The organism is Streptomyces sp. 150FB (assembly GCF_000818195.1).
Lineage (GTDB): Bacteria > Actinomycetota > Actinomycetes > Streptomycetales > Streptomycetaceae > Streptomyces.
On sequence record NZ_JTHL01000001.1, the window covers coordinates 5,965,297 to 5,991,862 of the forward strand.

Below are 26,566 nucleotides of genomic sequence, written 5' to 3' on the forward strand. Positions count from 1 at the left end.
GGCAGCCCCGAGACGGTGACGACCAACTGGGGGTCGGCGGCCTCGGCGAGGACGGCGGCGGCGCGCAGCACCTGGCGGTCGTCGGGGCCGAGCCGGGCGGCGCGTTCCAGCACGGCGTCGCGGATGGTGGGCGGCACGCCGATCTGCGTGAGGGTCCTGCGCCGCCACTCACCGCCGTGCCGTATCAGGTCGGCACGGTCGTGCAGAAGGCGTACGGACTCCTCGACGGCGAGCGGGAGTCCCGAGGTGTGCTCGTGCAGGAACGAGGCGAAGGCGTCGGACACGTGCTCGTCGTCGAGCATCGAGGAGACCAACCGCGCGGTGTCGGCAACGGTCAGCGGGGTGAGCACGACCCGGGTGTGGGTGGAGCCGGGGGCCGGTTTGGCTGACAGGCGCAGCAGTTGGGAGCCGGGCGGCACGTCCTCGGGACGATAGGTGAGCACGAGGCTGATCCGGTCGGCGGCGGGCCGGGTGGCGAGGAAGAGCAGGAAATCGAGGGTGGCCTCGTCGGCCCAGTGCGCGTCCTCGACGGCGAGCACGGTGGTGCCGCATCCGGTGAGCAGCTCGTCGAGGGCGCGGAAGAGGCGGTGCCTGGCGGCACCCGCGTCATCGAGCGGTTCGGGCGACGGCGGCAGCGCGTGCGCCCACTCGGGGAAGAGCGGGCGCAGGGCGCCGGCCAGGGCGGTCAGGCGCAGATCGTCCACCTGGGCACGGGCCTGGCGCACCGCGTCCACGACAGGGGCGAGGGTGAGTGCCTCACGGAACGGCGGGCAGCCGGCCACCAGCACTCCGGTGAGCGCCGGATCCTTCAGCGCCTCCTGGAGCAGCCGGGTCTTGCCGATGCCGGCCTCGCCCTCGATGAGGACGGTCGCCGGGGCGGCGGCGGTGAGGGCGCGCACGGTCCGGCCGAGCTCCGCCGCCCGCCCGACGAGCCGGGGTCCACGGACCGGGGGCGCGTCGTGCGGGGCCGCCGGTTGTTCTGCCAAGGCCGTGCCTTCCGTCCTCAGGAAGCCACCCGGAGTTCCCGGAGTGCGACCTCCCGGAGTGCGATTCCCGGAATGGACTCCGCGGAGTGAATTCCCGGATTCCCGGATTCCCGCCGGATGTTCGCGTCCGGATGTTCGAGCGACCGCCCGCCGAGGAGAGCCTCCGCCGAACCAGTGGTTCAATACCGGACCATTCTGTCCCTCCGGGCTGCCACTGGCTAGAGACTGCGCGACTGTGCCTGTAGGTGCCACAAATCGCATCCACGCTGATCAGGAAGCACCAACGGAGGGGCGGGCAGGGACCACGCGGCCCCGCCCACCCCTCCCCTGTTCAGCGGCCGGGCATCAGGTGAGCTTCACCTGCCGCCTCGCCGACGTGCTTGCCGTGAAGTTCCCGTCGCCCCCGTAGACGGCGGTCACGGCCGCCGTGCCCTTCTGCTTCGGGAGGGTGAACGTGAAGCTGACCACGCCCTTCTTCGCGGCGGTCAGACTGACCTTCTGGGTGGTCGTCCTGCCGCCGGCCTTGGCCGTCACCGTGATCGTGCCGGTCGGGTACGCGGCCCCGCTGTGGCCGCCGACCGTCACCTTGACGGTCTCCGACTTCCCCTGGGGCAGCTTGGTCCTGGAGAGCGTGAGCGAGGTTGTCGTCTTCGCCTTGGCGACCGTGAGTTCGCGCGAGGCCACCCCGCTCGGGTCCACCGAGTCGGTGCCCGAGAACCGTACGGACACGGTGTGCGCGCCGACCGCGAGTGCAGCCGGCAGGGTGAACGAACCCGCCCCGGTGCGCCCGACCTTCGCGGTGAGCGAGCCGGTCCCGTACGCGACGGTGACCGTACCGTTCGTGGCGCCGGCCACCGAGAAGACGCCCCCGACCGCATGGCCGTAACTGGCCGACTTCGACAGCAGGGCCATGGCGATCGAGCTCTGCCCCTTCACCAGTACGAGTCGCACCGGGGGAGAAGCCGAGGTGTCGGCGGACGCCGTACCGCCGAAGTCGGCGGTGAAGCTGTACGTCCCCGCCTTGAAACCGGCCGGGAGCCTCAGCGACGCCGTACCGCTGGTGGCCGGGGCCGTACCGAGCACGGTGGTGCCGTTCCGGAAGGTCACCGTTCCGCCGTCGGTCCCCGGGCCGCCGACCGCTGCCTTGAGCGTGACCGCCTCATTGATCTTCGGCGCGGCCGGAGCGAGGATGAGCGAGGTCGCCGTGGTCGCCCGGACATCGATGTCGGCGGTCCGGGTGAAGCCGGAGCCGGCCCCGACCGCGCGCAGCGTTGTCGTCCCGTACGGCTGGTCCGCGGGGACGGTCGCCTGGAACGAGACGGAACCGTCGCTCGCGGCGACCGCGCTGCCGAGCGCCGTCGTGCCGATCTCGAACGCCACGCTCTCACCGGCGCGGTAGCCGGAGCCGCCGACCGTGAGGGTCGCGCCCGGCTCCGGTCCTGTGTCGCCGACCGTCAGCGCGCCGGGCCTGCTGAGCGCCGCGTACTCGGCGCAGGGGTCGCCCTGGACGCCGACCGGCGGCGCCGCCGTCGCCGTACCGGTCACGCCGTCGTCCTCGCGCACCGTGATCGTGCCGAAGTCCTGGCTGCCCAGGACCGCGTTGGCGGAGTCGGAGACGCCGAGCTTGTACGCGGTGGTGGGCGCGGCTCCCGCCGTGGTGTCGCCCGTCGCAGGGATGTCGACCACCTGGCAGGTCGTACCCGGGTCGAACGTCACCTTCTGCATGGCGAGTCCGACCTTGCCGGTCGCCGAACCGACCACGGTGAGGTACGCGGAGACCGGGGACGTGCTCGGCCGCGACAGGTACACCGCCGCCTGGGAAGCGCCGGGGCCGTTGCCCTCCTCGGCCGTGGTGGACGCGACGTTGACGGTCGGCCGGGCCTGCGCGCCGGGCGTACCCAGCGCCTTGGTGTCGAAGCCGAGGTCGGAGAGGTAGACGCCGCCGGTCGTGGCACCGTCGGCGCCGACGGCCGCGGTGAAGCCGACCTTGGTGACATGCGCGAGGTCGAGCCCGGCCGCCGCGAGCGTCGCGGTGGGGACGCGTACCTGCTGGAGCACTATCTTGCCGAGCGTCGTCGATCCGCTGGCGGGCATCCGCGTGACGCCCCACGGGTTGAGGGCGGACACCGGGCTGCTCCAGGTGTGACCGGAGGAGTCACTGACGCTCAGCGTCATCCCCGTACCGGTGGTGACGCTCTCGTCGGGCGACATGCCGACGGTCATCTCGTCGTAGCCCGACACGTTCTGCTGCGATGCCGGAAGCGTCACGCCGAGCGCGCCGGTGGTCGCCGTCCAGGTCAGGTGGGTCATGACATTCAGCGGTACGTTCGGCGCGAACGACGCCGGAGTCCAGTACGGGAGTTGCTGGTTGGTGAGGGTGCTGCCCGGGTTCGTGCAGAGGGGATACGGCTCCGGCACGGTCCGCCCGGACTTGTTGGCGCAGACCGTCGCGGTCGCGGTGGCGCTCGTGCCTATGAGCGGGCCGGTGGTCTTGAAGGTGGCGACGTCGCGCCGCGCGGAGAACGGCTGTTGGGCGATCGTACGTATGTCGGCGAAGGCGGCCACCGAGGGCGGCAGTAGCTGCGAACCGTCGAACAGGCCCTGGAATTCGGTGCGTCCGCCGATGGTCGCCTCGAAGAAGCCGGATATGTACGCGGCGCCGACCTGGTACTGCTGCTCGGCGGTGAGCCTGATGTTCTTGCCGGAGGCCAGCGCGGCGGCGTTCGTCCCGCACACGGCGTCGGAGGCGCTCGACCAGTCGTCGGAGCCGCCAGGGACCGGCGGCGTCCACTGGGAGTTGAAGAAGTTGTGGTCGGCGCCCATCACCCAGACACCGGAGCGGAGCACGCTGTCGGAGAAGGCGTCGCGCGAGTCCGCGTAGAAGTGCTGCCCCTGCTGGTCCGACACGTCACCGTCGCAGTACGGGAGCATCGTGGTGGTGACCACGTCGGGCAGCGTCGTACGGGTGAAGTCGACGGGGGCCAGCGGCAGGACGGACTTGATGCTCCACGGCTGCGGCAGCGCCTCGTTGAGGGTGGCCGCTGCGACCACGCCCTCGCCGCCGCGCGAGTGGCCCATCAGCCCGATCGAGCCGAAGTCCATGGAACCGACGAGCTGGGCCGGGGTGATGGTGCCGCCGGGGTGGGTGGCTTCGCCGGCGGCCAGCGCCTGGTCGAGCGTGACGTCCCGGTCGGTCGCCGCGTCGTGAAGTGCGACGGGGGCGCCCGAGTTGGCCTTCTTCAGCAGGGTCAGCGTGTCGAGGACGAGCTGTCCACGGGCTTGCGCGCCGTCGTCGGGGGCGAGTTGGTTGTCGTTCGCGTTGATCGCGTTCGCGGAGACCGACACGACGGTCGTCCCGTCGGCGGCGAGCGCCTCGGCGGCCGCGTCGTAACCGGCGTAACTGAGGATCGGCGCCGTGCCCGCGGGACAGGGCCAACCGCTGGCGCCCCGGAGGGTCGTGGTGTTGTAGCAGGAGCTGTGGCGGCCGTGCTGGAAGATCACGACCGGGTGCGGCTTGCCGTCGGTCGGGAGGTAGATACGTCCCTCGACCTCACCGCGGATGCCGCCGATGCCCGCGAGCGCGATGGACTGGGCGCCGAAGTCGTAGTCGGCGACGGCGTACGAGCCGGTGCCGACGGTGGTCGGGTCGTCGGGGGTCGTTCCCGCGCCGCCGATGTCCCCGGCGGTCGCGTTGGCGCTGAGCCGCGCGTTGGCCTCGGCCTTGGCGGCCGAGGTGGCCTCGGTCAGCTTCCGCGCCTTGGCCTGGGCCGCCGCCGACAGCAGGGAGGTCGGCCCGGTGGCCGTGCTGTCGCCGCCGGTTGACCACTGCCAGGTGACCCTCTTGGCCGTGGCCACCGCCGCGTCGGCCGTACTGACCTTCAGGGTGCGGCCGTCGGCGGACTCCGTGGCCGGACCGAGGTCGGCGCCGTCGGCGAGCAGTTCGGGTACGTCGCTCTTGACGGGGAGCGCGCTGTCCAGGTCGAGCGAGACGACGTATCCGCCGGCCGCCCTGGTCACGGTCCATCCGTCGCCCGAGCGGACCACGGGGGAGGAGTCGGACGTGTCGGATGCGTCGGCCACGTCGGATGTGTTGGACGCGTTGGACGTCGTCGACGCGTTGGCCGTGGGAGCGACGACCACGGACAGCGCGCTCAGCGCCACCACTGCCGCGACTCCACCGGCGAGCGGACGCAGCCGCGTCCGCAAGGGTCTTGATATGTGCACCTGTGCCTGACCTCTCACTTTCGGGCGCGAGCGAGAGCCGCCCGTGCGCGGCGCGTCCGGGGACGCGTCCGCTTCAACTGTTCGACAGCCGCACGAACGTTCACACCTCAACTACCGTTGTGGGGAGGCGAAACCCAGATGTTCCATACTTTTGATCTTGTCGTGATTTAAAACGTGCCGAATGGCGACTTGACCGACAAGGCGGTCAGGGCCTCTGACCTGCGCTGACGCGAAACGCGTTACATGGGGGGTAACTGACGGCCCGTCTGTCAGGTGAGGCTCGTGGCCTCTTTGCTTGTGTCCTGAGGTTCTGTGTCCTGGGGTTCTGTGTCCTGGGGTCCTGTGTCCTGGGGTCCTGCGTCCTGGGGTTCTGCGTCCTGAGGTGCGTTCTCGCTGCGCGGGAGCAACAGCGGGGTGGCCAGCAGGAGGACCCCGGCGGCGGCGATCGCGGTCAGGGGGCTGGTGATGGCGGCCAGCACACCCCACGCGGCGGTCAGCGCCGCGATGGCGGCGCTGGTGCTGACCGACCAGGCGGACAGGGTACGGACGACCCGGTCGGGGTCGGTGTGGCCGAGCCGGTAGGTGGCCAGTACCGGGTTGAACACGCCGCAGCAGGTCACCAGGCCGAACTGGACGACGATGACAATGACGATCCCGGGGACACCGGGCCGTACGAACACCAACCCGAGGGGCCAGCACGCCCGCAGCGCCCCGGCGACGAGCAGCACCCTGTGCTGTCCGAACCGCGTCACCAGGCGGCGGGCGAGGCGTGAGCCGATCAGGCCGCCGACGCACGGGGCCGCGAACGCGAGACCGTACTGCCAGGGTGCGAACCCGAGGCGGCCCAGCATGAGTACGGCCATCAGCGGCTCCGAGGCCATGATCAAACCGTTGACCACCATCGCGTTGAAGAACAGCGGGCGCAGTGTGCGGTGGGTGAGGATGTGCCGCCACCCTTCGAGCAGATCGCGTGCTCGCAGCCGCGCGGCGCCGGTGCGCGCGGGGGGCTGTTCCGTGCCGCCGATGGCGCGGATGCCCAGAGCCGACAGCAGGTAACTGACCGCGTCGGCCAGTACGGTCGTCATCGGGCCGAAGATCCCGATCGCGGCCCCGCCGAGCGGCGGTCCGGTCACACTCGCGGTCCACATCGTTGACTCGAAGCGGCCGTTCGCGACGAGCAGGTCCTCCGGCGGCACGAGCGACTTCAGATACGCGCCGCTGGCCGCGTTGAAGGTGATGTTGGCCGCGGCCACGACGACGGAGACGAGGAGGAGTTGGGCGAAGCTGAGCCGGCCGACCGCGTACGCGGCGGGGACGCTCGCCATCGCCGCGAACCGGATCAGGTCCATCGCCACCATGACCGGCCGCTTGCCGCGGAACTCCACCCACGGACCGAGCGGCACGGCCACCACGGCCCCCACCGCCCGGCCCGCCGCTGAGAGCGCCGCCACCTGGGTCGGCCCGGAGTGCAGCACGAGGATCGCGATCAGGGGGAAGGCGCCGAACCCGAGCCAGGTGCCGTACGAACTGACCGCGTACGAGGCCCACAACCACTCGAACCGCCGCCCCAGCGCCCGTCTACCGGTCATGTCCCGTACACCTCTCGCCGCTCCGAACAACCCCACGCCGGCCTTGCCATCGACCTTGGCATCGATCTCGGCATCGGCATCAAAGCGAGTAGGGGACCTCGATATCAAACAACCGATCCGGCGGCAGGCCACAACCGTTCGTTGTACGGGGCGGCGGTCGGCGGGTTTCGTCAGAGGGTGGGGAGGAGGCCACCGTCGACAGAGACGGCGATACCGGTGAGGTAGGACGCGCGGGGGGACGCGAGGAAGGCGATCAACTCAGCGGCTTCTTCCGGCTGTCCGGGGCGGCCGAGCGGGACCGCGAGGCGCTGACGGAATTCCTCGCGGATGGCGTCCAGATCGCGTCCGGTGCGTTCCGCGGCCTGCCGCAGGCTCGCTTCCACGGCGTCGGTCTCGATGACGCCGGGCATGACGGCGGTGACGCGCACGCCATGCGGGCCGCAGGCGAGGGCGAGGCTCTTGCTGTACGCGTTGAGGGCCGCCTTGGCGGCGGCGTACGGGGCGCCGTTGGGCTGGGGGTAGCGCGCGGCGTTCGAGGAAACGTGGACAACGGCGCCGTGGCCCTGTGCGGTCATGTGCGGGACGAGGGCGCGGTCGAGGCGTACGACGGACATCAAGTTGGCGTCGAGGTTGACCTGCCAGTCGTGGTCGGTGGCGGTGAGGACGCCGTCGGGGACCTGGGTGTTGCGTCCGGCGTTGTCGACTAGCACATCGATGCCTCCCAGGTGGTCGAGCGCTGCGGCCGACGCCTGTTCGACCCCGTCGGGAGTGGCCAGATCCGCGGTCACCAGGCGTACTCCGGCAGGGACTTCGGCCGGGGTACGGGCGACGGCGACCACGCGTGCGCCGGCCGCGACCAGACGGTTCACCGTGGCGGCGCCGATGCCACGGGTGCCTCCGGTGACGACGGCGCGTGCCCCGTACAGGCCCAGATCCGCGCTCGGATCGGACGGCGGGGCGGGGCTGGCGGAAGACATGGCGCTCCTCGGGGGATGCATGGGGAGGAAGGGGCGAACTCGCACTCCCTCAATCATTTACCTGCGTAATTAATGTAGCAACCTATACGATCGAGTGCGCTACAGAATACGCTAAAGTGGACCGGTGACCTCGGCCAGTTCCCCCGCCCCCACCCCCGGCCCGGCGCTGCTCGACGAGCACCGCAACAGCCCCGGCCTCCTGCTCGCCCTGCTCGGGCACGAGGCCATGCGTCGTCTGAGGGAGGCGCACACCTCCCACGGCCTCACCCCGCGCCAGTTCCACATCCTCGGGCTGCTCCACGACCGGGGCCCCCAGGCACAGACCGACCTGGCCGCCGAGACGGACACGGCGCCCAGCGTGCTCGTCACGCAGCTCAACTCACTGGAGACCGAGGGGCTGGTGACGCGTACCCGGGACGCCCGCGACCGGCGACGTCACCTGGTCGTGCTGACCGCGGCGGGGCAGCAGCGGCTGCGCGGCGGCGCGGCCGCCCAACAGGAGGTGGAGAACGACCTCTTCAGCTCGCTGACCGACGCCCAGCGCGCGCAGTTGACGCGACTCCTGGTCCTGGTACGGGACGACCTGACCGGCGGCGACGAGCACTGCGGCACCCCGACGTCCCTCGACAGGAAGATGACCTGAAGCGGTGGGATCCAGCTTCTACGTGAGCGCCGACCGGGAGGACGGAGCGGAGTGGACCTTCACGGATGACGAACTGTCCGCCTGCGTGACCCGTCTGTGGCCCGGCAGCCGGATCACACACGCGGACAGCGGCGGCATCCTGGAGATGAGCGTCCAACAGGGCGGCCAGGTCCACCCTTTCGCGTGGCAGACCGGGCACCGGGTCCTGACCTACCCCGACCAGGAGCCCCTGGACGGAGCGGATCGGATCGTGCGCCGGTTGCTGCGCGCGCTCGCGCCCGGCGTCCGGGCCGTCCGGTGGGCCGACCACGACGCCACCCCGGAACCTGTCGACCTCCGCTGACACCTAGGAGGGCGAGGGCTCCCGTGTCCTCAGGCGTCCTGGATCGGTGCGGCGAGGTCGCGTACGGCCTTGGTGCTGTGGCGAGCTTTCGCGTTCGCGAGCCGGATACCGCTGAACTCCAGCGTCCCGGCGACCACCTCCGCCCAGAATTCGCGCAGGTCGTCCAGCACCCGTAGCTGAATCCCGGCGTCCCTGTACAGGCTCAGCAGGTCACCGACGGGCTCGGCGGGGCCGAGCGGGGTGACGGTACGGGTTGCCACGAACGCGTGCGGTACGGGCCCGCCGAAGGGGTGGAAGGCGTCGGCGGCGAAGCGGTACGCGTACAGCTCGGCGCTCAGGAACCGCCGTACCCAGTCGTACTCGATCGCATGCACGCGTTCGCCCCCGCCCGGACCGAGGACGCGCTCCCGGTCCGCCTCCGTTGTCCCGGCTCCCGCCCAGGCCATGGCGCGCGGACACTGCCGCGGGAACCAGTACGCCGGGGCCTGTGTGCCGTCGACGGCCCATACGTACGGGTCTGACTGGCGGGCGGTGGCCGCCACATGGGGGTGGAACTCGCTGATGGACGGGTCTTCGGAGAAGTGGAGCAGTTCGCCGGCTCGTGGTCGCATTCCTCGCGTTCTACTATGTTTCGCCGCCCGGCCACAAGCCACTTTCGCCGTGCGGACCGCCCGGCAGGGCGGTTCACCCCACCTCCGATACGGGTGTCTCCACGATCGAGCGCGACGCGTGCGGCCGTCATCGTGGAGGCATGAACCGATCACTCGACCGACGCCGACTTCTCCTGGGTACGGCCGCCTTGACCGCCGCGCTCACCGGGGTGACCGCGCTGGGCGCCTCGTCAGCGACCGCCTGCGACCGCCGCCGCCGTACCGTGCCCACCCGAGCCCCCGCCATGACACTTCCGGCGCCGACCGGCCCCCACCCCGTCGGTGCGGTGTCCCTCCGCCTTGTCGACCGGTCGCGCCCCGACCCCTGGGTCCCCGCCCGGCCCTACCGCGAGCTGATGGTCGGCGTCCGCTACCCCGCCGGCGACACCGGCGGCCATCCACGCGCCCCGCAGATGGCGGCGGGGGAGACCGCGGCGTTCGACGCGTTCAAGGACCTCGCCGGGGTGCCGAAGCAGACGGTCGACTGGGCGTCGACGCTCTCGCACGCACACCAGGGCGCGCCGCTCGCGCCGTACGACCGTCGCCGTCCCGTGGTGCTGTACTCGCCGGGCGCACTCGACCCGCGCACGCTGGGTACCAACCTCTGCGACCAACTGGCCTCCCACGGCTATGTGGTGGTGGCCCTCGACCACACCTACGAGGCTCCCGCCGTCGAGTTCCCCGGGGGAAGAGTCGAACGCACCGTCCTGGTAGAGGAGTTCGACAAGGCCGACACGGCGCAGAAGGTCGTCGCGCTGCTCCGGCGTGTGATGGCGATACGGGTCGCCGACACCCGCTCCGTGCTCGACCGCCTGACCACCCTCGGGCACGGCCTCGGCCAGGCCGTCGACCCGTGCGCCGTCGGCATGTTCGGCCATTCGGCCGGCGGGTTCACCGCGGCACAGGCCGCCCACGACGACCGGCGGCTCAAGGCCGCACTGAACATGGACGGTGTGCTGGGCTACACCCAGGAGGACGACGACCCGTCGAACCCGTCCACGGTCGGTACGGACGGCCTGAACCGGCCCTTCCTCCTGATGGGGATCGAGGGCGACGACCACCACACACTCCCGTCCTGGGAACAGACCTGGAACCACAGCACCGGGTGGCGCGGGGACCTCACCCTGACCGGCTCGGCGCACGCCTCGTTCACCGACCTGGGGTCCCTACTGCCGCAGATGGCGCGGCAGTTGGACCTCACACCCGAGGAGGTCGCCGCCACCGTCGGCACCGTGGACCCGGACCGTTCGGTCGCCGCCCAACGGGCGTATGTGAGGGCCTTCTTCGACCGCCACCTGCGCGGCCGGGACAGCCACCTGCTGGACGGTCCGTCGGCCCGTTACCCCGAGATACGCTTCGTCGCCTGAGCGAGGCCGCTGAGTTTGTCGGGGTTGACCTGGAAGCGCAGGTCCTGGATCCGGCCGTCCACCAGCTCGAAGGTCACCGTGCCCACGGGGTGGCCGCCCGCCGTGGCCAGCAGGCCCCCGTACCCATTGATCTCGGCGAACTCCAGCACCACGCCGTGCAGTTCGGGCTTGGTCAGTACGCCGAGCATCCAGCGCGCGACACCGTTGGCGCCATGGACCGGGCGCCGGGCGGCGCTGACCTTGCCGCCGCCGTCGGACCACAGGGTGACGTCAGGGGCGAGGAGTTCCATGACCGCGTTCAGGTCGCCGCCGGTGCACGCGGCGAGGAACTTCTCGGTGACCAGCTTCTGGGCCGCCGGATCCGCGTCGTAGCGCGGGCGCCTCGCCTGTACGTGCTCCCTGGCGCGGCGGGCGGTCTGGCGGATCGCCGCCTCGCCCCGGTCTAGGGTCTCGGCGATCTCCGCGTGCGAGTAGCCGAACACCTCGCGCAGCACGAAGACCGCCCGCTCCAGCGGGCTGAGGGACTCCATGACCACGAGCATCGCCATGGAGACGGAGTCGGCGGTCTCGGCCGCCTCCGCCACATCGGGGCCGGTGAGGAGCGGCTCGGGCAGCCACGGGCCGACGTACGTCTCGCGCACGGCCCGCGCCGAAGTGAGCCTGTTCAGCGAGAGGTTGGTGACCGTGCGCAGGAGGTACGCCCTGGGGTACGTGACCGTGGACCGGTCGACGCGTGACCACTTCACCCAGGCGTCCTGAAGGACGTCCTCGGCGTCGGCGACGCTTCCCAGCATTCGGTAGGCGGCGTCGAACAGCAGCCGCCGGTGCGTCACGAACGGCTCGGCGCTGTCGCCGGCGGTGTCCACGGCGCCGGGGCCCTGGCCGGCGCTCCGCGTGTCGGTCATGGCGTCAGACTTTCAGTCCGGCGCGGCCAAGGACAAGGGCGGGGGTGAAGTGGTCACGCGTCGTCCGATCGGAGCGCCAGGGGCGGGTCCGGCTGTCCGTACAGCGCTGTGATGCGTGCCGCGAGCGCGGGGTGGTCGGTGAGGTCGACGATGTCGGGGTCGGCGGCGTTCGCCACCAGCCCCGACATCTGATGGATGGCGTGGGCGACGCCTCCCGACTTCGGCCGGCGGGTACCGAGGTCGGAGGCCCCCTGCCGGGAGGCGCGCGCCGCGAGCGCGGCGTAGTGGTCGAAGGCCTCACGCAGCCGGAGCGGCCAGCGAGCCGGCGTCGGAACCGGCAGCGGCAGTCCCTCCTGTTCGGCATCGCGCTTCGCGGCGCTGTGCGCCTTGTGCGCGCGGGGCGAGCCGTCGGCCCGTCGCTGAAGATCGGCGAGGGCCAGCAGGTCCGCGGCGACGGTACGGATCTCATCGGCGTGCTCGACCGCCCAGGCGCGCTCGGCGAGCCGGTCCCGCTGGTCGCGGGCGTATTCGACGCGTTCGTGCTGGGTCAGGCTGTCCCCGCTGATCTCGTCGAGGTCCGTACGCAACTGGAGGTAACGGCGTTCGGCCGCCTGCCGGCTGCCGACCTCCAGGGCGTCGGCGAGACGCGCCCAGGTGATCTTGCGTTGCCGGGCCGCCGCGATGAAGCGCCGCTCGTCCTCGATCAGCTTCTCGCGCAGGGCGCGGATGATCAGCAGCCCCGCGAGCAGGTCCGTCTCGTCCAGGTCCTCCGTCGCGTCGAGTTCGAGGAGCCGGGTGGCTTCGTCGTACTTCTCCGCGATTTCCTTCAGACGGCCGGTGGGAGCGTAGACGCCCGGCACATTGCTGAGTTCACCGGCCCACTCCTGGGGAGCGGTCTGCGGGGCCGCCATGTGCTGCCACGCGTAATAGCGATTGTATTCCGCGTCGGGCCGGGCAGGTTGTGTCGTCCTTTGGGCGACTCTTTTTGTCGTCCGATGGGCGACGAAATTCGGCATGGGCATAGGAAAACTCCACGTCTGCTGGATGGTGTGCCGGCGGCCGGTGGCCGATTGCTTATGAATGGCGGACGCACATGCCCCGGGGAGCTCTATTCGCTGCTCTCGGCGGGGGTCTCGGGGCCCGGAGTCGCCCCCGGTACGGGGCGGGGCCCCGGGCCTGAGCCGGTAATGGCGCGGCTCCGGCGCCGCCAGGCCGTACGTGCGGCGGCCACCAGTGCGGCCGCGCCGGCGAACAGGGCCGCTCCGAGGAACTGAGCGCCGGCATCGAGCAGGATCGAGGGAAACATAGTGTTCAACGCACATCGGGGGGCTGCTTGTGCGTCGCGCTCCTCACCGTTATTGGACGGGGCCCCATGTCTGTCGAAGCCTCTCCTGTCGCGGTGCCCTGAATCAGGCGTACGCCTTATTCGCCACCCTTCGCCAGAGAAGAAATTCGGGCATTCCGGATGGCCATTCCCGGGTTGGGGAACGGGATTGAGTTTCACGGTGGCGTGGTGTAGGCAGACCGCATACACGCGGACGGGGATCCGGAGCGTGTTCAGCGACACGTCGATGACCGGGCACAGGGGATACGCCCCTGATGGGTCATCAGTTCGGGGTTCAAGCCGCCCCGGCCGAGTCGATCAGCGCGAGGGCGTCCTCCACCGACCCCGCGGGATCGGGCACCGGGTACAGGACCCCCTGTACCGTACGGGCCGGATCGATCAGCAGCGTCAGGCGCTTGAGCCGGTCGACGCCCGCCGCGCGGAACGTCGGCAGCCGCAGCGCCACGCTCAGGTCGAGCTGGGCGTCGGACAACAGCGGGAACTGGACGTTCTCATGATCGGCGAACGCGGTGAGCTGGTCCGGGCGTTGCGTGCTCACGCCGTACACCGTCGCGCCCCGCGCGGTGAATTCCGGCAGCAGGTCCCGGTACGTGCGCGACTCCAGCGTGCAGCCGGGCGCTCCCGGGATGTCGCCCCAACCCGGCGGGTAGGCGCGGGAGTCGGGGGCGTACGCGCCGGGGAAGCAGTAGAGCACCGTCCACGGGGTACCGGCGACCGGATCGGTGGCCTCCCCCGCGGAACTCCTGAGCGCCAGCGCCGGGATCGTGGCGCCGACGAGCCCGTGCACGCGGCGCGTCTCCGGCGATCCGGGGTCGCCCGTCGCCGTCAGGCTTCCGTCCCCCATGACATGGCGCGTCCCCCAGTCCTGGAGGGCCACCAGCACCGGCAGCAGACCCCGGCCCGACTCCGTCAGGTGGTATTCGTGGCGCAGCGGGCGGGTGTTGTACGGGCGCTTCTCCACCACCCCGTCGGCGACGAGAGACTTCAGCCGCTGAGCCAGCACCTTCCGGCTGACCCCGATCTCCTCGTGCAGCATGTCGAACTGGTGGACCCCGCCAGCGATGTCACGGATGACCAGAAGCGTCCACCAGTCCCCGACGATCCCCAGCGCCTGCGCGATGGCGCAGTCGGCGTCCTGCACTTCTCTGTAGCGCATGCGATCCCCTTGCCCGGTTCGACAGCCCCATTCTATGGTGACCTCCTCCTGTGAGTTCCCAAAAGAAACTCACTCAGGTGTACTCAGGGGCGGGGATGACGGACACCGGGACGACGGACAGCGGGCTCGAAGACGTCGCACGGACGACCCGAAAGGGCAGGGCCGGACAGTTCTGGCGGTACTGGACCGCCTCCACGATCAGCAACGTCGGCGACGCCGTGACCACCGTCGCCCTCCCGCTGGTGGCCGTGGGGCTGCTGGGGGCCACGACCTTCGAGGTGAGCCTGCTCGTCGCCGCCCGCTACGCCGCCTGGATCGTGATCGGCCTGCCGGCCGGAGTGATCGTCCAGCGCCTGCCGCTGCGCGGCACGCAGGTCGCCATGGACCTCGTACGGGCGGTCGCCGTGCTGTCCGTACCCGTCGCCGCCATGGCCGGGGTGCTGAGCCTGGCGCAGCTCGTCGCCGTCGCCCTGGTGATCGGCCTCGCGAGCGTGGTGTTCGACGTCGGGAACGCCTCGTTCCTCCCCTCCGTCGTCGACAAGGACGAACTCACCGCGCGCAACAGCCTCACCTCAGGCTCCAACGCGGCCACCCAGCTCGGCGGCCCGTCCCTCGGCGGCGTACTGGTACAGACGGTCGGCGCCTCGGCGAGCCTCCTGCTCGACGCCGTCAGTTACGTCGTTTCGGCCGCGCTGCTGCACAGCCTGCCGAGGGCCGGGCACCAGGCCCAGGAAGGACCCCGCCCGCCGGCCCTGGAGCTGATCAAGGAGGGCTGGCAGTACGTGGCCCACCACCCGGTGATCCGGCCCTGCGTCGCGGCGGCGACCCTCGTCAACTTCGTCTGCGGGGGCCTGACGGCGCTCATCCCGGTCTTCCTCGTACGTACGCTCGACCAGCCGCCGGGGCTGGTCGGCGTCCTCATCGCCACCGAGGGGCTCGGCAGCCTGATCGGCGCGGCCCTGACCACCTGGCTGGCCAACAGGATCGGCAGCGCCCGCGCGATCGTCTGGTCCTCGCTCGGCGGGGCGCTGACCGCGATCCTCATGCCGCTGGCGACGGGAGGCCCCGGACTGGTCCTCTTCGCCCTCGGCAACACGGGATTCGGCGCGGCGGTCGTCGTACTCAGCATCCTCACCAGGACCCACCGGCAGACGGTGACACCCCCGGATCTGCTGCCCCGGGTCATGGCCACCGTGCGCTTCGTCTCCTGGGGCGCCGTCCCCTTCGGCGCACTGGCCGCCGGACTCGCCGCCCTCTGGATGGGCAACAGGGGCGCCCTCTGGCTGGTGTGCGCCCTCGCGTTCCTGGCACCGCTCGCACTCTGGACGAGCCCGCTGCGCCGATTGAGAAGCTTGGTCTCCCCAGCGGTTTCCGGATGAAAGCCAATGGCTCGCGTGGACTCACCGCCCGGCGGCTTGCCCGCCCGCTGCCGGGAAAGGGGACTTGGCGAGTTCACCCCGCCGTTGAGGCGTCCCGCCCGCACTGCCCATTGATGGTGAGAACCAATCGCCACACACGAGTTGACGGATTGCTCTCGTGCTCCGTGCCCTCGGGGGCCAGCTCCCGGGCCCGTGAGACGGCCCGCTCCCACAGGTCGCCGCCGTAGTCGCGCAGGAAGTCGACGCGCTTGTCCGGGCGGACTTCCGCGTGCTTCTGGAGGAGGGGCTTGAGCGCCCGGTAGTTCGGCACCCAGCCACGGTGGTCCGTGTGGTGCAGGAGGAGCCACAACTCGAAGCACGGATTCGAGACGGCGAGTTCGACGTGCTCGCGCCGGGCGAGGGCCTGGGCGCGGTCCAGGTCCTCGAACTCGTCGACGTCCACGACGCACCACACCTGGTCGAATTCACCGCCCGAGCCGCCCCACTTGTCGACCGCGTACCGCACCACCTGGGACGGCGATCCTGGTTTCTCGGTGACGCGGACCGACAGCGTCCGGCGCTTGAAGGCGGCCTTGAAGCCGTTCAAATAGTCGCTCTCGGTGGTCTCCGCCCCGCAGACCACCAGCAGTCGCTCCAAGCTGTCGCGGGTGTCGGTCCGGCGGCTGAGGTCAGTTTCGTGCGAGGGGCCCTGGGGTCTCTTCCTGCCGCTCGGTTTCGGCGTCCTGACCACGCTGTCCCCCTCGCTGCGCCAGAGCACCGGCGAAACTGTCATCGATGAACGGGATGCCGCCGTAACTGCCCCCCAGATAGCGGCGCTCACGGTTCTCCTCCTTGCGCGGTTTGAATTCCGCGAGGGAGTAGAGAGACGTCTCGCCGTGGGAGTCCTTCTCCACGAACCACACCTGGTCCCGCTTGAGGATGTCCTCGCCGCTCACCCGGCCCAGCAGACTCGCGTCGTGGGTGGTGAAGACGAGCTGAGCGCCCTTGGGGTTGGTGGCCGGGTTCTGGAAGAGGTCGATCAGGCGGGCGGTGAGCAGCGAGTGGAGACTTGAATCGATCTCGTCCACGACGAAGGTTCCCCCCTTCCTCAGAACAGCGAGGAAGCGCGGCGCGTGGCCGAGCAGGGCCTGGGTGCCCGAGGATTCGTCGTGGAGCTCCATCTGCACGACGCCGTCCCGCCCCCGGTGGCCGATCCACGGCCGGACCATCTCGCGCGGGCCCTCCTCTTCCAGTTCCAGGAGGGTGCGTCGCGGAATATGGGGCCCGAAGCGCTTACGCAAGGTCTCTTCGTCCATCAGGACGCGTTCGGTGCCGCACTCCTCGATGCCGAGGTCAGCCGCGCGCAGCAGCTCCAGGATCTCGGGGTGCCGGCCGGCGTCCTCCAGGGCGCGCATCGCGGAAATGCCCTGGAGGCTCGAACTGCCGGGGTTCCTGAACTGGAGCTTGCGAGCGAACCAGTCGTATACCGGGCGGAAGTCCTGCTGCTTCGAGCGGGCGGCCAGGGACAGGAACAGCACATTGGGTTCGGTGATGCTCTCCACCAGGGCGAGTTGCCCCTGCTTCTGGGACGCACCCGGCGTGACATCGTCACCGGCGCGGGAGAACAGCTCGCGTTTCTTGCCCTTCGGGTAACTGTCGAGCCACTCCTCCACGACGCGCTCGTCATCGACGCTGAATCCGTAGGTGTAGCGGGTGCCGTCGAGCAGCAGATCCACCACGTACCAGGACGGCTCACCCTTGGCCTCCGCGTCGAGGACGAACGGATTGCGGTCCACCCCTCCGTCCGGTTCGGAGTCCCGGTGCGAGGAGACCACCATGCGGGCCATGTACTGGAGCGCGCCCACCAGGTTCGACTTGCCCGAGGCGTTGGCCCCGAAGATCCCGGTGACGGGCACGGCCTCCCAGCGAGTCTCCTCGGGCCGGTCGGCGTCGTAGACGGGGTGAAGATTGAGCTGTTGTTCCTTACGGATGGAGCGGTGATTCGCCACTCGGAAGCTCAACAACATCGACATCCACCACCCTGAGAGTCGCTCTTGCGGCTGCACGCTTTTGCTTTCTCTGCCAGTAAATCGCGCGAAACGACTCCCGGCAATGATCGTTAACCCGTACGTGGCGATCTGCGTGGAAAACCCGCACGGCTGCCATATTTACGGGACGCGTTTCGTCCGCCGGCCACTGGGTCGCGTAGGCCCACCGGCCGTCGGCCGGTAAGCGCTGGTCCGTGGGCGGCCGCTGTCGGGACCGTGACGGCCCTGCCGACTGAAACCCTGAGGGCACCCGGCATGAGAAGCATGATCCGGGGAAGGCGTCTGTATACCCACAACCACAGAGAGTCATGCACCCCCAGGCCAGGTTTCAGCGCCCGAGTGGCTGAAATTTTACGGATCCGGCCATCGTTGATCCTGGCAAGGCATAACGTTCGGCAGGTGAACCAGTTGATGTCGCTCGACGAGTCAGACGCGTCAGACGGACCGGAGCAGAACCCGCCCGGGGCAGGGGCCCCGGGCCGACAGGTCACTCCGAACGGCGAGGCACCCGCCCTGCCCACGCCGCCCGCCCTGCCCGGCGGGCTCTCCCCGGAGCTGCTCAGCGAGCTGATCGCGTTCCGCCGGGACATGCACATGCACCCCGAGCTGGGGAACGAGGAGTTCCGCGCCACCGCGCTGGTCAAGGGCCGCCTGGAGCAGGCCGGGCTCGCGCCGCGCGTACTCGACTCCGGGACCGGCGTCATCTGCGACATCGGGACCTGGGACGGGGTGCGCCCGCTGCTGGCGATCCGCGCCGACCTCGACGCGCTGCCCATCCCCGACACCAAGACCGTGCCCTACCGCTCCACCGTGCCGGACCGCACGCACGCGTGCGGGCACGACGTGCACACCACCACCGTCCTCGGTGCCGGTCTCGTCCTCGCCGACCTCGACCGGCAGGGGCTGCTGCCCCGGCCCGTACGGCTGATCTTCCAGCCCGCCGAGGAGATGATGCCCGGCGGCGCCGGACACGCGATCACCTCCGGGGCGCTGGAGGGCGTCGGCAGGATCATCGCGCTGCACTGCGACCCCAAGGTCGACGCCGGGAAGGTCGGGCTGCGGGTCGGCCCCATCACGTCGGCCTGCGACCGGCTGGATATCGCCCTCGACGGGCCCGGCGGCCACACAGCCCGCCCGCACCTGACCACGGACCTGGTGACGGCGGTCGCCCGGGTGGCCACCGATGTGCCGGCCGTGCTGGCCCGCCGGGTCGACACCCGGTCCGGCCTCGCCGTGACCTGGGGCCGGATCGACGCCGGGCACGCGCCCAATGTGATCCCGCAGCACGCCGAGCTGTCCGGTACCGTCCGCTGCCTCGACCTGGCCGCCTGGCACGAGGCGCCCGACCTGATCCACGCGGTGATCGACGAGGTGGCGGCGCTGCACGGCGCCAAGTCGCAGATCACGTACGTACGCGGGGTGCCGCCGGTCGTCAACGACCAGGGCGCGACCGAGCTGCTGCGCGACGCCCAGACCGCGCGCCTCGGATCGCATGCGATTGAGGACACCGAACAGAGTCTCGGCGGCGAGGACTTCTCCTGGTACCTGGAGACGGTCCCCGGAGCGATGGCGAGGCTCGGCGTCAAGACCCCCGGCGACCCTGCCCGTTATGACCTGCATCGTGGTGATTTCGATGTCGACGAGAGCGCGATCAAGGTCGGTGTGGAGCTGTTCACTGGCGCCGCGTTGCTCGACGGAAACCGTTTGTAACCGGCCAGGACACCTCCCGTTCGCGACGATCCGATAACAGCTTCCGTACGGGCCTTTATCTGACATCTACGCGCGTTACGATCGCCGCGAAACCAGCGCCGGAAGAGGCGCTTCGGTCAGGTCGAAGGGACCACCCTCTTGCGCCGGGTAACGAAGATCGCAGCGGCGGGAATCGCCTCCGCCGCGCTCGCAATGTCTGCCACCGCGTGTGGCAGCACGTCGGCCGACAAGGCCAAGGACAGCGCGTCCAGCTCGGCGAAGGGTGACGTCAAGGTCGGTGTCGCCTACGACGTGGGCGGCCGTGGCGACCACTCCTTCAACGACTCCGCCGCTCGCGGCATGGACAAGGCGAAGAAGGAGTTCGGTGGCGAGGTCAAGGAGTTGACCGCCAAGACCACCGACACCGAGGCCGACCGCCTCGACCGGCTCTCCCAGCTCGCCGAGGCCGGCTACAACCCGGTCATCGGCATCGGCTTCACCTACGCCCCTTCCATGGAGAAGGCGGCGAAGCAGTACCCGGACACGACCTTCGGAATCGTCGACGCCGTCGTCAACGCGAAGAACGTCGACAACATGGTCTTCACCGAGGAGCAGAGCTCCTACCTCGCCGGTGTGGCGGCGGCGCTGAAGACCAAGAAGAAGCACGTCGGCTTCATCGGCGGCCAGGACTCGGTGCTGATCAAGAAGTTCGAGGCCGGTTACAAGCAGGGCGTCAAGGACACCAAGCCGGGCATCAAGGTCGACACCCAGTACCTGTCGCACGGCTCCGACACGTCCGGCTTCGCCAGCCCCGACAAGGGCCAGGCGGCGGCGCAGGGCATGCTCGACAACGGCGCCGACGTCATCTACACGGCGGCGGGCTCCTCCGGCAACGGCGCCATCGAGGCCGTCCACGGCGTCAAGGGCGCGTGGGCGATAGGGGTCGACTCCGACCAGTACGAGCAGCCGCAGCTCGCTCAGTACAAGAGCGCGATCCTGACGTCCGTCGTCAAGAACGTCGACGGCGGTGTCTACGATCTGATCAAGTCCGTCAAGGACGGCGCCCCGCTCACCGGCACCCAGACGTACTCGCTCGCCAAGGGCGGTGTCTCCCTGACCACCAGCGGCGGCTTCATCAAGGACATCCAGCCGCAGCTCGACGCGGCCAAGAAGAAGATCGTCGACGGTACGATCAAGGTCGCGACCACCCCGTAAGGGCCACCCGCGATCCGGCGGCGTACGGGGGCAGGAAACCCGCGGCCGTCGATGCGTCCGGGCCCGGTGGAGGAGGGGCTCCCCCTCTTCCACCGGGCCCAATAACGATGTGTCAACTCTACGCGCGTAGGCATGAGTTGACGCGCTAGCGTCACCGAACGCCCCCCGCCCCACCGCTCCTTCCCTCCGAGGTGAGTGCGCCATCAACGCGTCCAGTCCGCCCGCCGCCCCGTCGGCCGTGCCTCCCGCGGTCCCGTCCGACGTCCCTCCCGCCGTCGAACTGCGCGGCATCACCAAACGCTTCCCGGGTGTCATCGCCAACAGCGACATCGACATCACCGTCCGCAGAGGCACCGTCCACGCCCTCTGCGGTGAGAACGGCGCCGGCAAGTCGACCCTGATGAAAATCCTCTACGGCATGCAGAAGCCGGACGAGGGGACCATCGCCGTCGACGGACAGCAGGTTGTCCTCGGCAGCCCGGCGGACGCGATAGCGCACGGCATCGGCATGGTGCACCAGCACTTCATGCTGGCCGAGTACCTCACCGTCCTGGAGAACGTCGTGCTCGGCAGCGAGAAGCTGTACGGCATCGGCGCCAGGGCCCGCGCCAAGGTCCGGGAGATCTCCGACGCGTACGGCCTCGGCGTACGCCCCGACGCCGTCGTCGAGGAACTCGGGGTCGCCGACCGCCAGCGCGTCGAGATCCTCAAGGTCCTCTACCGGGGCGCCCGTACGCTCATCCTCGACGAGCCCACGGCCGTCCTCGTACCGCAGGAGGTCGAGGCGCTCTTCGACAACCTGCGGGGCCTCAAGGCCGAGGGCCTGACCGTCATCTTCATCTCCCACAAGCTCGGCGAGGTGCTCACGGTCGCCGACGAGATCACGGTCATCCGCCGCGGTACGACGGTCGGCACCGCCGACCCGGGCACGACCACCACCCGGCAGCTCGCCGAGCTGATGGTCGGCAGCCAACTGCCCTCCCCGGGCACGCACGAGTCCACCGTCACCGGCACCCCCGCGCTCACCGTCCAGGACCTGAAGCTGACCGCCGCCGACGCCGACGGCGCCGTACGCGACGTCCTCGCCGGCATCAGCTTCGTCATCCACAAGGGCGAAGTGCTGGGCATCGCGGGCGTCGAGGGCAACGGGCAGGCCGAACTCGTCGAAGCGGTCATGGGCATGCGGGACCCGGACGGCGGGTCGATCACCCTCGACTCCACCGACATCTCGCACCTCCCCACCCGCAAGCGGCGCGAGAGCGGCATCGGCTACATCCCCGAGGACCGCCACCGCCACGGCCTGCTGCTGGAAGCCCCGCTCTGGGAGAACCGCATGCTCGGCCATGTCACCGAGCCGCCCAACTCCCGGCACGGCCTGATCGACGGCCGGGCCGCCCGCCTCGACACCGAACGGATCGTGCGCGAGTACGACGTACGCACCCCCGGTATCGACGTCACGGCGGCCTCGCTCTCCGGCGGCAACCAGCAGAAGCTGATCGTCGGCCGCGAGATGAGCCACAGCCCCAAACTCCTCATCGCCGCACACCCCACCCGGGGTGTGGACGTCGGCGCGCAGGCGCAGATCTGGGACCAGATCCGCGAGGCCCGCCGCGAAGGGCTCGCCGTCCTGCTGATCTCCGCCGACCTCGACGAGCTGATCGGCCTGTCCGACTCCCTGCGGGTGATGTACCGGGGCCGCCTGGTCGCCGACGCCGACCCCGCCACGATCACCCCCGAAGAACTGGGATCCGCCATGACGGGCGCCGCCGCCGGCCACCTCGAAGCGCCGGCCGGAACGGGGGAGGAGGACCGATGAAGAAGCTCACCGCGCGACTCGACAAGGAGCGCCTGCTCCTCGCGATCGCCGCACCCGTACTGGCGGTGATCGCCGCGCTGGTCATCACCGCGCTGATCATCCTCGCCACCGGCAAGAACCCCATCGACGCGTTCAACGACATGCTGTCGTACGGCTCGGCCAGCGACAGCCAGGTCTACATCCTCAACAAGGCGACCACGTACTACCTCGCCGGCGTGGCCGTGGCCATCGGCTTCCGGATGAACCTGTTCAACATCGGGGTCGACGGGCAGTACCGTATCGCCGCCTTCGTCGCTGCCGTCGTGGGCGGCTCGCTGCACCTGCCCGGCATCATCCAGATCCCCGTCGTCATCATCGTCGCGATGCTCGTCGGCGCCATGTGGTCCGGCATCGCCGGCATCCTCAAGACCTCGCGCGGGGTCAGCGAGGTCATCTCGACGATCATGCTCAACTCGATCGCGACCGCGATCATCGGCTATCTGCTCCAGCCCGGCAAGCTCGGCCAGCTCGACGACGCGGGCACCCTCGTCTCCACCAAGTCCCTGCCCGAGTCCTCGTGGTTCTTCACCCTGGACATGGGCCCGGCCGGCCAACTGTGGGGCTTCATCGTCCTCGCCGCCGTCGCGGGCGTCGCGTACTGGTTCATCCTCGGCCGTACGCGCTTCGGCTACGACCTGCGCGCCGTCGGCCGGTCCGAGCCGGCCGCCGCTGCCAGCGGTGTCAGCGTCAAGAAGGTCGTCGTCACCAGCATGCTGCTGTCCGGCGCCACCGCGGGACTGGTCGGCATGCCGACCCTGCTCAACGACAGCCACGCCTTCAGCAACAACTTCCCGCTGGGAGTCGGCTTCACCGGCATCGCCATCGCGCTCCTCGGCCGCAACAACCCCATCGGCATCGCACTCGCCGCGCTCCTCTGGGGCTATCTGGAACGCACCACCAACCACCTTGAACTCATCGGTTACGACAAGGAGATCCTCGGCGTCATCCAGGGCGTGATCGTCCTGTGCGTCGTCATCGCCTACGAACTCGTACGCCGTTACGGCCTCAAGCGCCAGCAGCAGCGCGTAGGCGCCGAACTGGCCGCAGCACGGCCCGCAGCCGCCACGACCGAGAAGCAGGAGGTGGCGTGATGACCGCCACGACGACCGCAACGCCTCCTCCCACCACGCCCAAGGCGCAGGCCACCCCGCGCAGGGGCGGCCGCAGGCTGACCTTCGCACAGATCCTGCTGATCATCGCGGGCGCGCTGGTCCTCGTCTCCGCCGTACGGATGCTGACCGGCTCGGACCAGCTCGACTCCGTCGGCCAGGTCAGCGCCGCCCTCGGCCTCGCCGTACCGATCGGCCTCGCGGGACTCGCCGGACTCTGGTCCGAGCGGGCCGGTGTCGTCAACATCGGCCTCGAAGGCATGATGATCCTCGGCACCTTCGGGGCCGGCTGGATCGGCTGGCAGACCAGCCCCTGGCTGGGCCTGCTCGCCGGCATCGGCTTCGGCGTGCTGGGCGGACTGCTGCACGCGGTGGTGACCGTCACCTTCGGCGTCGACCACATCGTCTCCGGTGTGGCCATCAACCTGCTCGCCCTCGGTGTCACGCAGTACCTCGCCAAGCTCTTCTTCAACTCGGGCAAGGCGATCGAGGCGGGCGGCAACCCCAAGTCGTCCCCGGCCATGGGCTCGCTGCCCGACTACTCGATCCCGGGTGTCTCCAGCGGCCTCACCTCGCTGGCGAACCACCACTGGTTCCTGATCTCGGACATCGCCGGCATCGTCGGCGGGCTCTTCACCGACCTGTCGATCCTGACGATCCTCGCGCTGCTGCTGTTCGTCGGCACCTGGCTGCTGCTGTGGAAGACCTCGTTCGGACTGCGGCTGCGCTCCTGCGGTGAGAACCCGATCGCCGCCGAGTCGCTGGGCGTCAACGTCTACTCGTACAAGTACGCGGCCGTCGCCATATCGGGTGGTCTCGCCGGTTTCGGCGGCGCCTTCCTGACCATGGTCCCCGCGCACACCTACCTCGAAGGCCAGACCGGCGGGCGTGGCTACATCGGCCTTGCCGCGATGATCTTCGGCAACTGGCGGCCCGGCGGACTCGCCATGGGCGCCGGACTCTTCGGCTTCTCCGACGCGCTCCAGTTGCGCAACGGCGGCGAGATCGTGCACGCGCTGCTGCTCCTGCTCGTGGTGCTGCTGGTGCTGCTGGCCGCGTGGAAGGCGTACCGCAGGGCGGTGTGGCAGGCCGTGGCGAGCGCGGTCGTGGCCGCGATCGTCCTGGTGTGGTACTTGGTGACCGACACCGTGCCCGAGGACTTCGTGGGCGCGACCCCGTACGTCGTGACGCTGCTCGTGCTCTCGCTCTCCGCGCAACGGCTGCGGATGCCCAAGGCCGACGGCTTGCGCTATCGCAAGGGACAAGGGCAATGACGGACACCCCGGCGGACTCGGCGGACCCGGCGGACCCGGCGGACCCGGCGGCGGGGCCTCCGGCGACGGTGGACTGGGAGGCGCTGCGAGCGGCGGCGCGGGACGCGATGGCGCATGCGTACGCCCCCTATTCGGGCTACCCGGTGGGCGCCGCCGCACTCGTCGACGACGGCCGCACGGTCACCGGCTGCAACGTGGAGAACGCGTCGTACGGACTCGGCCTGTGCGCCGAGTGCGGACTCGTCTCCGCGCTGCGGCTGGGCGGCGGCGGCCGGCTCACCCACTTCACCTGCGTCGACGGCGCGGGCGATGTACTGGTGCCGTGCGGCCGCTGCCGGCAGTTGCTGTACGAGTTCGGCGGCCCCGCGCTGGTCCTCGAGACCCCGGCGGGCTTCCGCACCCTGGACGAGATGCTGCCGCAGGCGTTCGGCCCGCAACACCTCAACTGACCGACCACACAGGCACACAGGCCCACACGTACACAGGCATACACGTACACAGGCACACAGGCACTGTGACAAAGGTAAGGACCGTCATGGACGTCATCTCCGTCATCCGCACGAAGCGGGACAGGGGCGAGCTGAGCGCCGCGCAGATCGACTGGGTGATCGACGCCTACACGCGCGGCGACGTCGCCGACGAGCAGATGTCGGCCCTCGCGATGGCGATCCTGCTCAACGGCATGAACCGTACGGAGATCGCCCGCTGGACCGCCGCCATGATCGCGTCGGGCGAGCGGATGGACTTCTCGGCGCTGTCCCGCCCCACGGCTGACAAGCACTCGACGGGCGGTGTCGGCGACAAGATCACCCTGCCGCTGGCGCCGCTGGTCGCCGCGTGCGGGGCCGCCGTACCGCAGCTCAGCGGGCGCGGCCTCGGCCACACCGGGGGCACGCTCGACAAGCTGGAGTCGATCAAGGGCTGGCGGGCGGCGCTCTCCAACGCCGAGATGCTGCACGTACTCGACACCACGGGCGCGGTGATCTGCGCGGCGGGCGACGGCCTCGCGCCCGCCGACAAGAAGCTGTACGCGCTGCGCGATGTCACCGGCACCGTCGAGTCGATCCCGCTGATCGCCTCCTCGATCATGTCGAAGAAGATCGCCGAGGGGACGGGATCGCTCGTCCTCGACGTGAAGGCGGGCTCGGGCGCCTTCATGAAGACCGTCGAGGACGCCCGCGAACTGGCGGCGACCATGGTGGAGTTGGGCAACGACCACGGCGTACGTACGGTCGCACTGCTCACCGACATGGCGACCCCGCTGGGCCGCACGGCGGGCAACGCCCTGGAGGTACGCGAGTCCGTCGAGGTCCTGGCGGGCGGCGGCCCGGCCGATGTCGTCGAGCTGACCCTCGCCCTGGCCCGGGAGATGCTGGACGCGGCGGGCCTGCCGGACGCCGACCCCCGGGAGGCGCTGGCGAACGGCTCGGCGATGGACGTCTGGCGCCGCATGATCGCGGCACAGGGCGGCGACCCGGACGCGGCACTGCCGGTGGCGCCCGAACGCCAGGTGATCACGGCCCCCGTCTCGGGCGTCCTGACCCGCCTGGACGCGTACGACATCGGCGTGTCCGCCTGGCGCCTCGGCGCGGGCCGCGCGCGCAAGGAGGACCCGGTCCAGGCGGGTGCGGGCATCGAACTGCACGCGAAGCCGGGCGATGTCGTCCGGGCCGGCGAACCGCTGCTGACCCTGCACACGGACACCCCGGACAAGTTCGGCTACGCGACGGAGGCACTGGCGGACGCGTACGAGATCGCACCGGCGGGAACACCGGATGCGGCGTTCAGGGCGACCCCGGTGGTGCTGGAACGTATCGCCTGACCTGCGGGTTA

Annotated in this window: 22 protein-coding genes; 11 read left to right on the plus strand and 11 right to left on the minus strand. The window is 70.2% G+C overall.

All coding sequences use genetic code 11. From position 1 onward, the window contains the following. The 4 genes from QR77_RS46925 to QR77_RS25780 form a co-directional block, all read right to left on the minus strand. The coding region (locus QR77_RS46925) for an AAA family ATPase (protein ID WP_040028649.1) at positions 1-986 on the minus strand (986 nt) is incomplete at its 3' end. Positions 987-1,331: 345 nt separating this feature from the next. After that, positions 1,332-5,210 carry an Ig-like domain-containing protein gene (locus QR77_RS25770; protein WP_150130448.1) on the minus strand — a complete coding sequence of 1,293 codons (3,879 nt, stop codon included), beginning with the start codon at positions 5,208-5,210 and terminating at the stop codon, positions 1,332-1,334. A 269-nt stretch (positions 5,211-5,479) separates the two neighbouring features. After that, the gene (locus QR77_RS25775; protein WP_078877126.1) at positions 5,480-6,799 is read right to left on the minus strand and encodes an MFS transporter; all 1,320 of its coding nucleotides are present in this window, start codon (positions 6,797-6,799) and stop codon (positions 5,480-5,482) included. A 170-nt stretch (positions 6,800-6,969) separates the two neighbouring features. Further along, on the minus strand, positions 6,970-7,776 hold the full coding sequence (locus QR77_RS25780) for an oxidoreductase (protein WP_040024464.1): 807 nt from the start codon (positions 7,774-7,776) through the stop codon (positions 6,970-6,972). Between the two features lie 124 nt (positions 7,777-7,900). Here QR77_RS25780 and QR77_RS25785 point away from each other — a divergent pair, with 124 nt between their 5' ends. Then, positions 7,901-8,419 carry a MarR family winged helix-turn-helix transcriptional regulator gene (locus QR77_RS25785; RefSeq protein WP_052489059.1) on the plus strand — a complete coding sequence of 173 codons (519 nt, stop codon included), beginning with the start codon at positions 7,901-7,903 and terminating at the stop codon, positions 8,417-8,419. Between the two features lie 4 nt (positions 8,420-8,423). Beyond that, the gene (locus QR77_RS25790) at positions 8,424-8,762 is read left to right on the plus strand and encodes a hypothetical protein (protein ID WP_040024465.1); all 339 of its coding nucleotides are present in this window, start codon (positions 8,424-8,426) and stop codon (positions 8,760-8,762) included. A gap of 29 nt (positions 8,763-8,791) precedes the next feature. On the opposite strand, the gene QR77_RS25795 is transcribed toward QR77_RS25790, so the two are convergent. Beyond that, on the minus strand, positions 8,792-9,373 hold the full coding sequence (locus tag QR77_RS25795) for a DUF6886 family protein (protein ID WP_052489060.1): 582 nt from the start codon (positions 9,371-9,373) through the stop codon (positions 8,792-8,794). Positions 9,374-9,513: 140 nt separating this feature from the next. Here QR77_RS25795 and QR77_RS25800 point away from each other — a divergent pair, with 140 nt between their 5' ends. Next, complete coding sequence (locus QR77_RS25800) at positions 9,514-10,779, plus strand: hypothetical protein (RefSeq protein WP_040024466.1); 1,266 nt, start codon at positions 9,514-9,516, stop codon at positions 10,777-10,779. On the opposite strand, the gene QR77_RS25805 is transcribed toward QR77_RS25800, so the two are convergent. From QR77_RS25805 to QR77_RS25820, 4 genes are all read right to left on the minus strand, one after another. Continuing rightward, positions 10,752-11,684 carry an RNA polymerase sigma-70 factor gene (locus tag QR77_RS25805; protein WP_078877128.1) on the minus strand — a complete coding sequence of 311 codons (933 nt, stop codon included), beginning with the start codon at positions 11,682-11,684 and terminating at the stop codon, positions 10,752-10,754. The two genes, QR77_RS25800 and QR77_RS25805, sit on opposite strands and share 28 nt — an antisense overlap. A gap of 53 nt (positions 11,685-11,737) precedes the next feature. Then, entirely contained in the window at positions 11,738-12,595 is an 858-nt protein-coding gene (locus QR77_RS42410; protein ID WP_052489061.1) for a hypothetical protein, read from the minus strand. Between the two features lie 197 nt (positions 12,596-12,792). Further along, complete coding sequence (locus QR77_RS25815; protein ID WP_040024467.1) at positions 12,793-12,990, minus strand: hypothetical protein; 198 nt, start codon at positions 12,988-12,990, stop codon at positions 12,793-12,795. Positions 12,991-13,303: 313 nt separating this feature from the next. After that, complete coding sequence (locus QR77_RS25820; protein ID WP_040024468.1) at positions 13,304-14,185, minus strand: winged helix-turn-helix transcriptional regulator; 882 nt, start codon at positions 14,183-14,185, stop codon at positions 13,304-13,306. A gap of 95 nt (positions 14,186-14,280) precedes the next feature. On the opposite strand from QR77_RS25820, the gene QR77_RS25825 reads away from it, so the two are divergent. Further along, positions 14,281-15,564: an MFS transporter gene (locus tag QR77_RS25825; protein ID WP_078877130.1), complete on the plus strand. Its 1,284-nt coding sequence runs from the start codon at positions 14,281-14,283 to the stop codon at positions 15,562-15,564. 73 nt (positions 15,565-15,637) lie between these two features. Here the strand turns inward: QR77_RS25825 and QR77_RS25830 are convergent, their stop codons facing one another. Further along, positions 15,638-16,201 (minus strand): RloB family protein, encoded by a 564-nt coding sequence (locus tag QR77_RS25830; RefSeq protein WP_236710810.1) that lies wholly within the window; start codon positions 16,199-16,201, stop codon positions 15,638-15,640. 31 nt (positions 16,202-16,232) lie between these two features. Next, positions 16,233-17,576, minus strand: coding sequence for an ATP-binding protein (locus QR77_RS25835; protein ID WP_236710811.1), 1,344 nt, complete (start codon positions 17,574-17,576; stop codon positions 16,233-16,235). 426 nt (positions 17,577-18,002) lie between these two features. On the opposite strand from QR77_RS25835, the gene QR77_RS25840 reads away from it, so the two are divergent. The 7 genes from QR77_RS25840 (at position 18,003) to QR77_RS25870 (ending at position 26,555) form a co-directional block, all read left to right on the plus strand. After that, the gene (locus QR77_RS25840) at positions 18,003-19,301 is read left to right on the plus strand and encodes an amidohydrolase (RefSeq protein WP_078877132.1); all 1,299 of its coding nucleotides are present in this window, start codon (positions 18,003-18,005) and stop codon (positions 19,299-19,301) included. A gap of 138 nt (positions 19,302-19,439) precedes the next feature. Continuing rightward, on the plus strand, positions 19,440-20,495 hold the full coding sequence (locus tag QR77_RS25845; RefSeq protein WP_040024469.1) for a BMP family ABC transporter substrate-binding protein: 1,056 nt from the start codon (positions 19,440-19,442) through the stop codon (positions 20,493-20,495). Between the two features lie 238 nt (positions 20,496-20,733). Further along, a complete protein-coding gene (locus QR77_RS25850) occupies positions 20,734-22,311 on the plus strand; it encodes an ABC transporter ATP-binding protein (RefSeq protein ID WP_236710813.1) in 1,578 nt (525 codons plus the stop codon). Continuing rightward, positions 22,308-23,441 carry an ABC transporter permease gene (locus QR77_RS25855; protein WP_040024471.1) on the plus strand — a complete coding sequence of 378 codons (1,134 nt, stop codon included), beginning with the start codon at positions 22,308-22,310 and terminating at the stop codon, positions 23,439-23,441. Before QR77_RS25850 ends, QR77_RS25855 begins: the two co-directional genes overlap by 4 nt. Further along, positions 23,441-24,733 (plus strand): ABC transporter permease, encoded by a 1,293-nt coding sequence (locus QR77_RS25860; RefSeq protein ID WP_040024472.1) that lies wholly within the window; start codon positions 23,441-23,443, stop codon positions 24,731-24,733. The genes QR77_RS25855 and QR77_RS25860 overlap by 1 nt, the downstream gene beginning before the upstream one ends. Continuing rightward, positions 24,730-25,182, plus strand: a complete 453-nt coding sequence (locus QR77_RS25865) for a cytidine deaminase (protein ID WP_052489062.1) — start codon at positions 24,730-24,732, stop codon at positions 25,180-25,182. The genes QR77_RS25860 and QR77_RS25865 overlap by 4 nt, the downstream gene beginning before the upstream one ends. An 86-nt stretch (positions 25,183-25,268) precedes the next feature. After that, a complete protein-coding gene (locus QR77_RS25870; RefSeq protein ID WP_040024473.1) occupies positions 25,269-26,555 on the plus strand; it encodes a thymidine phosphorylase in 1,287 nt (428 codons plus the stop codon). The last annotated feature ends 11 nt before the right edge of the window (positions 26,556-26,566 follow it).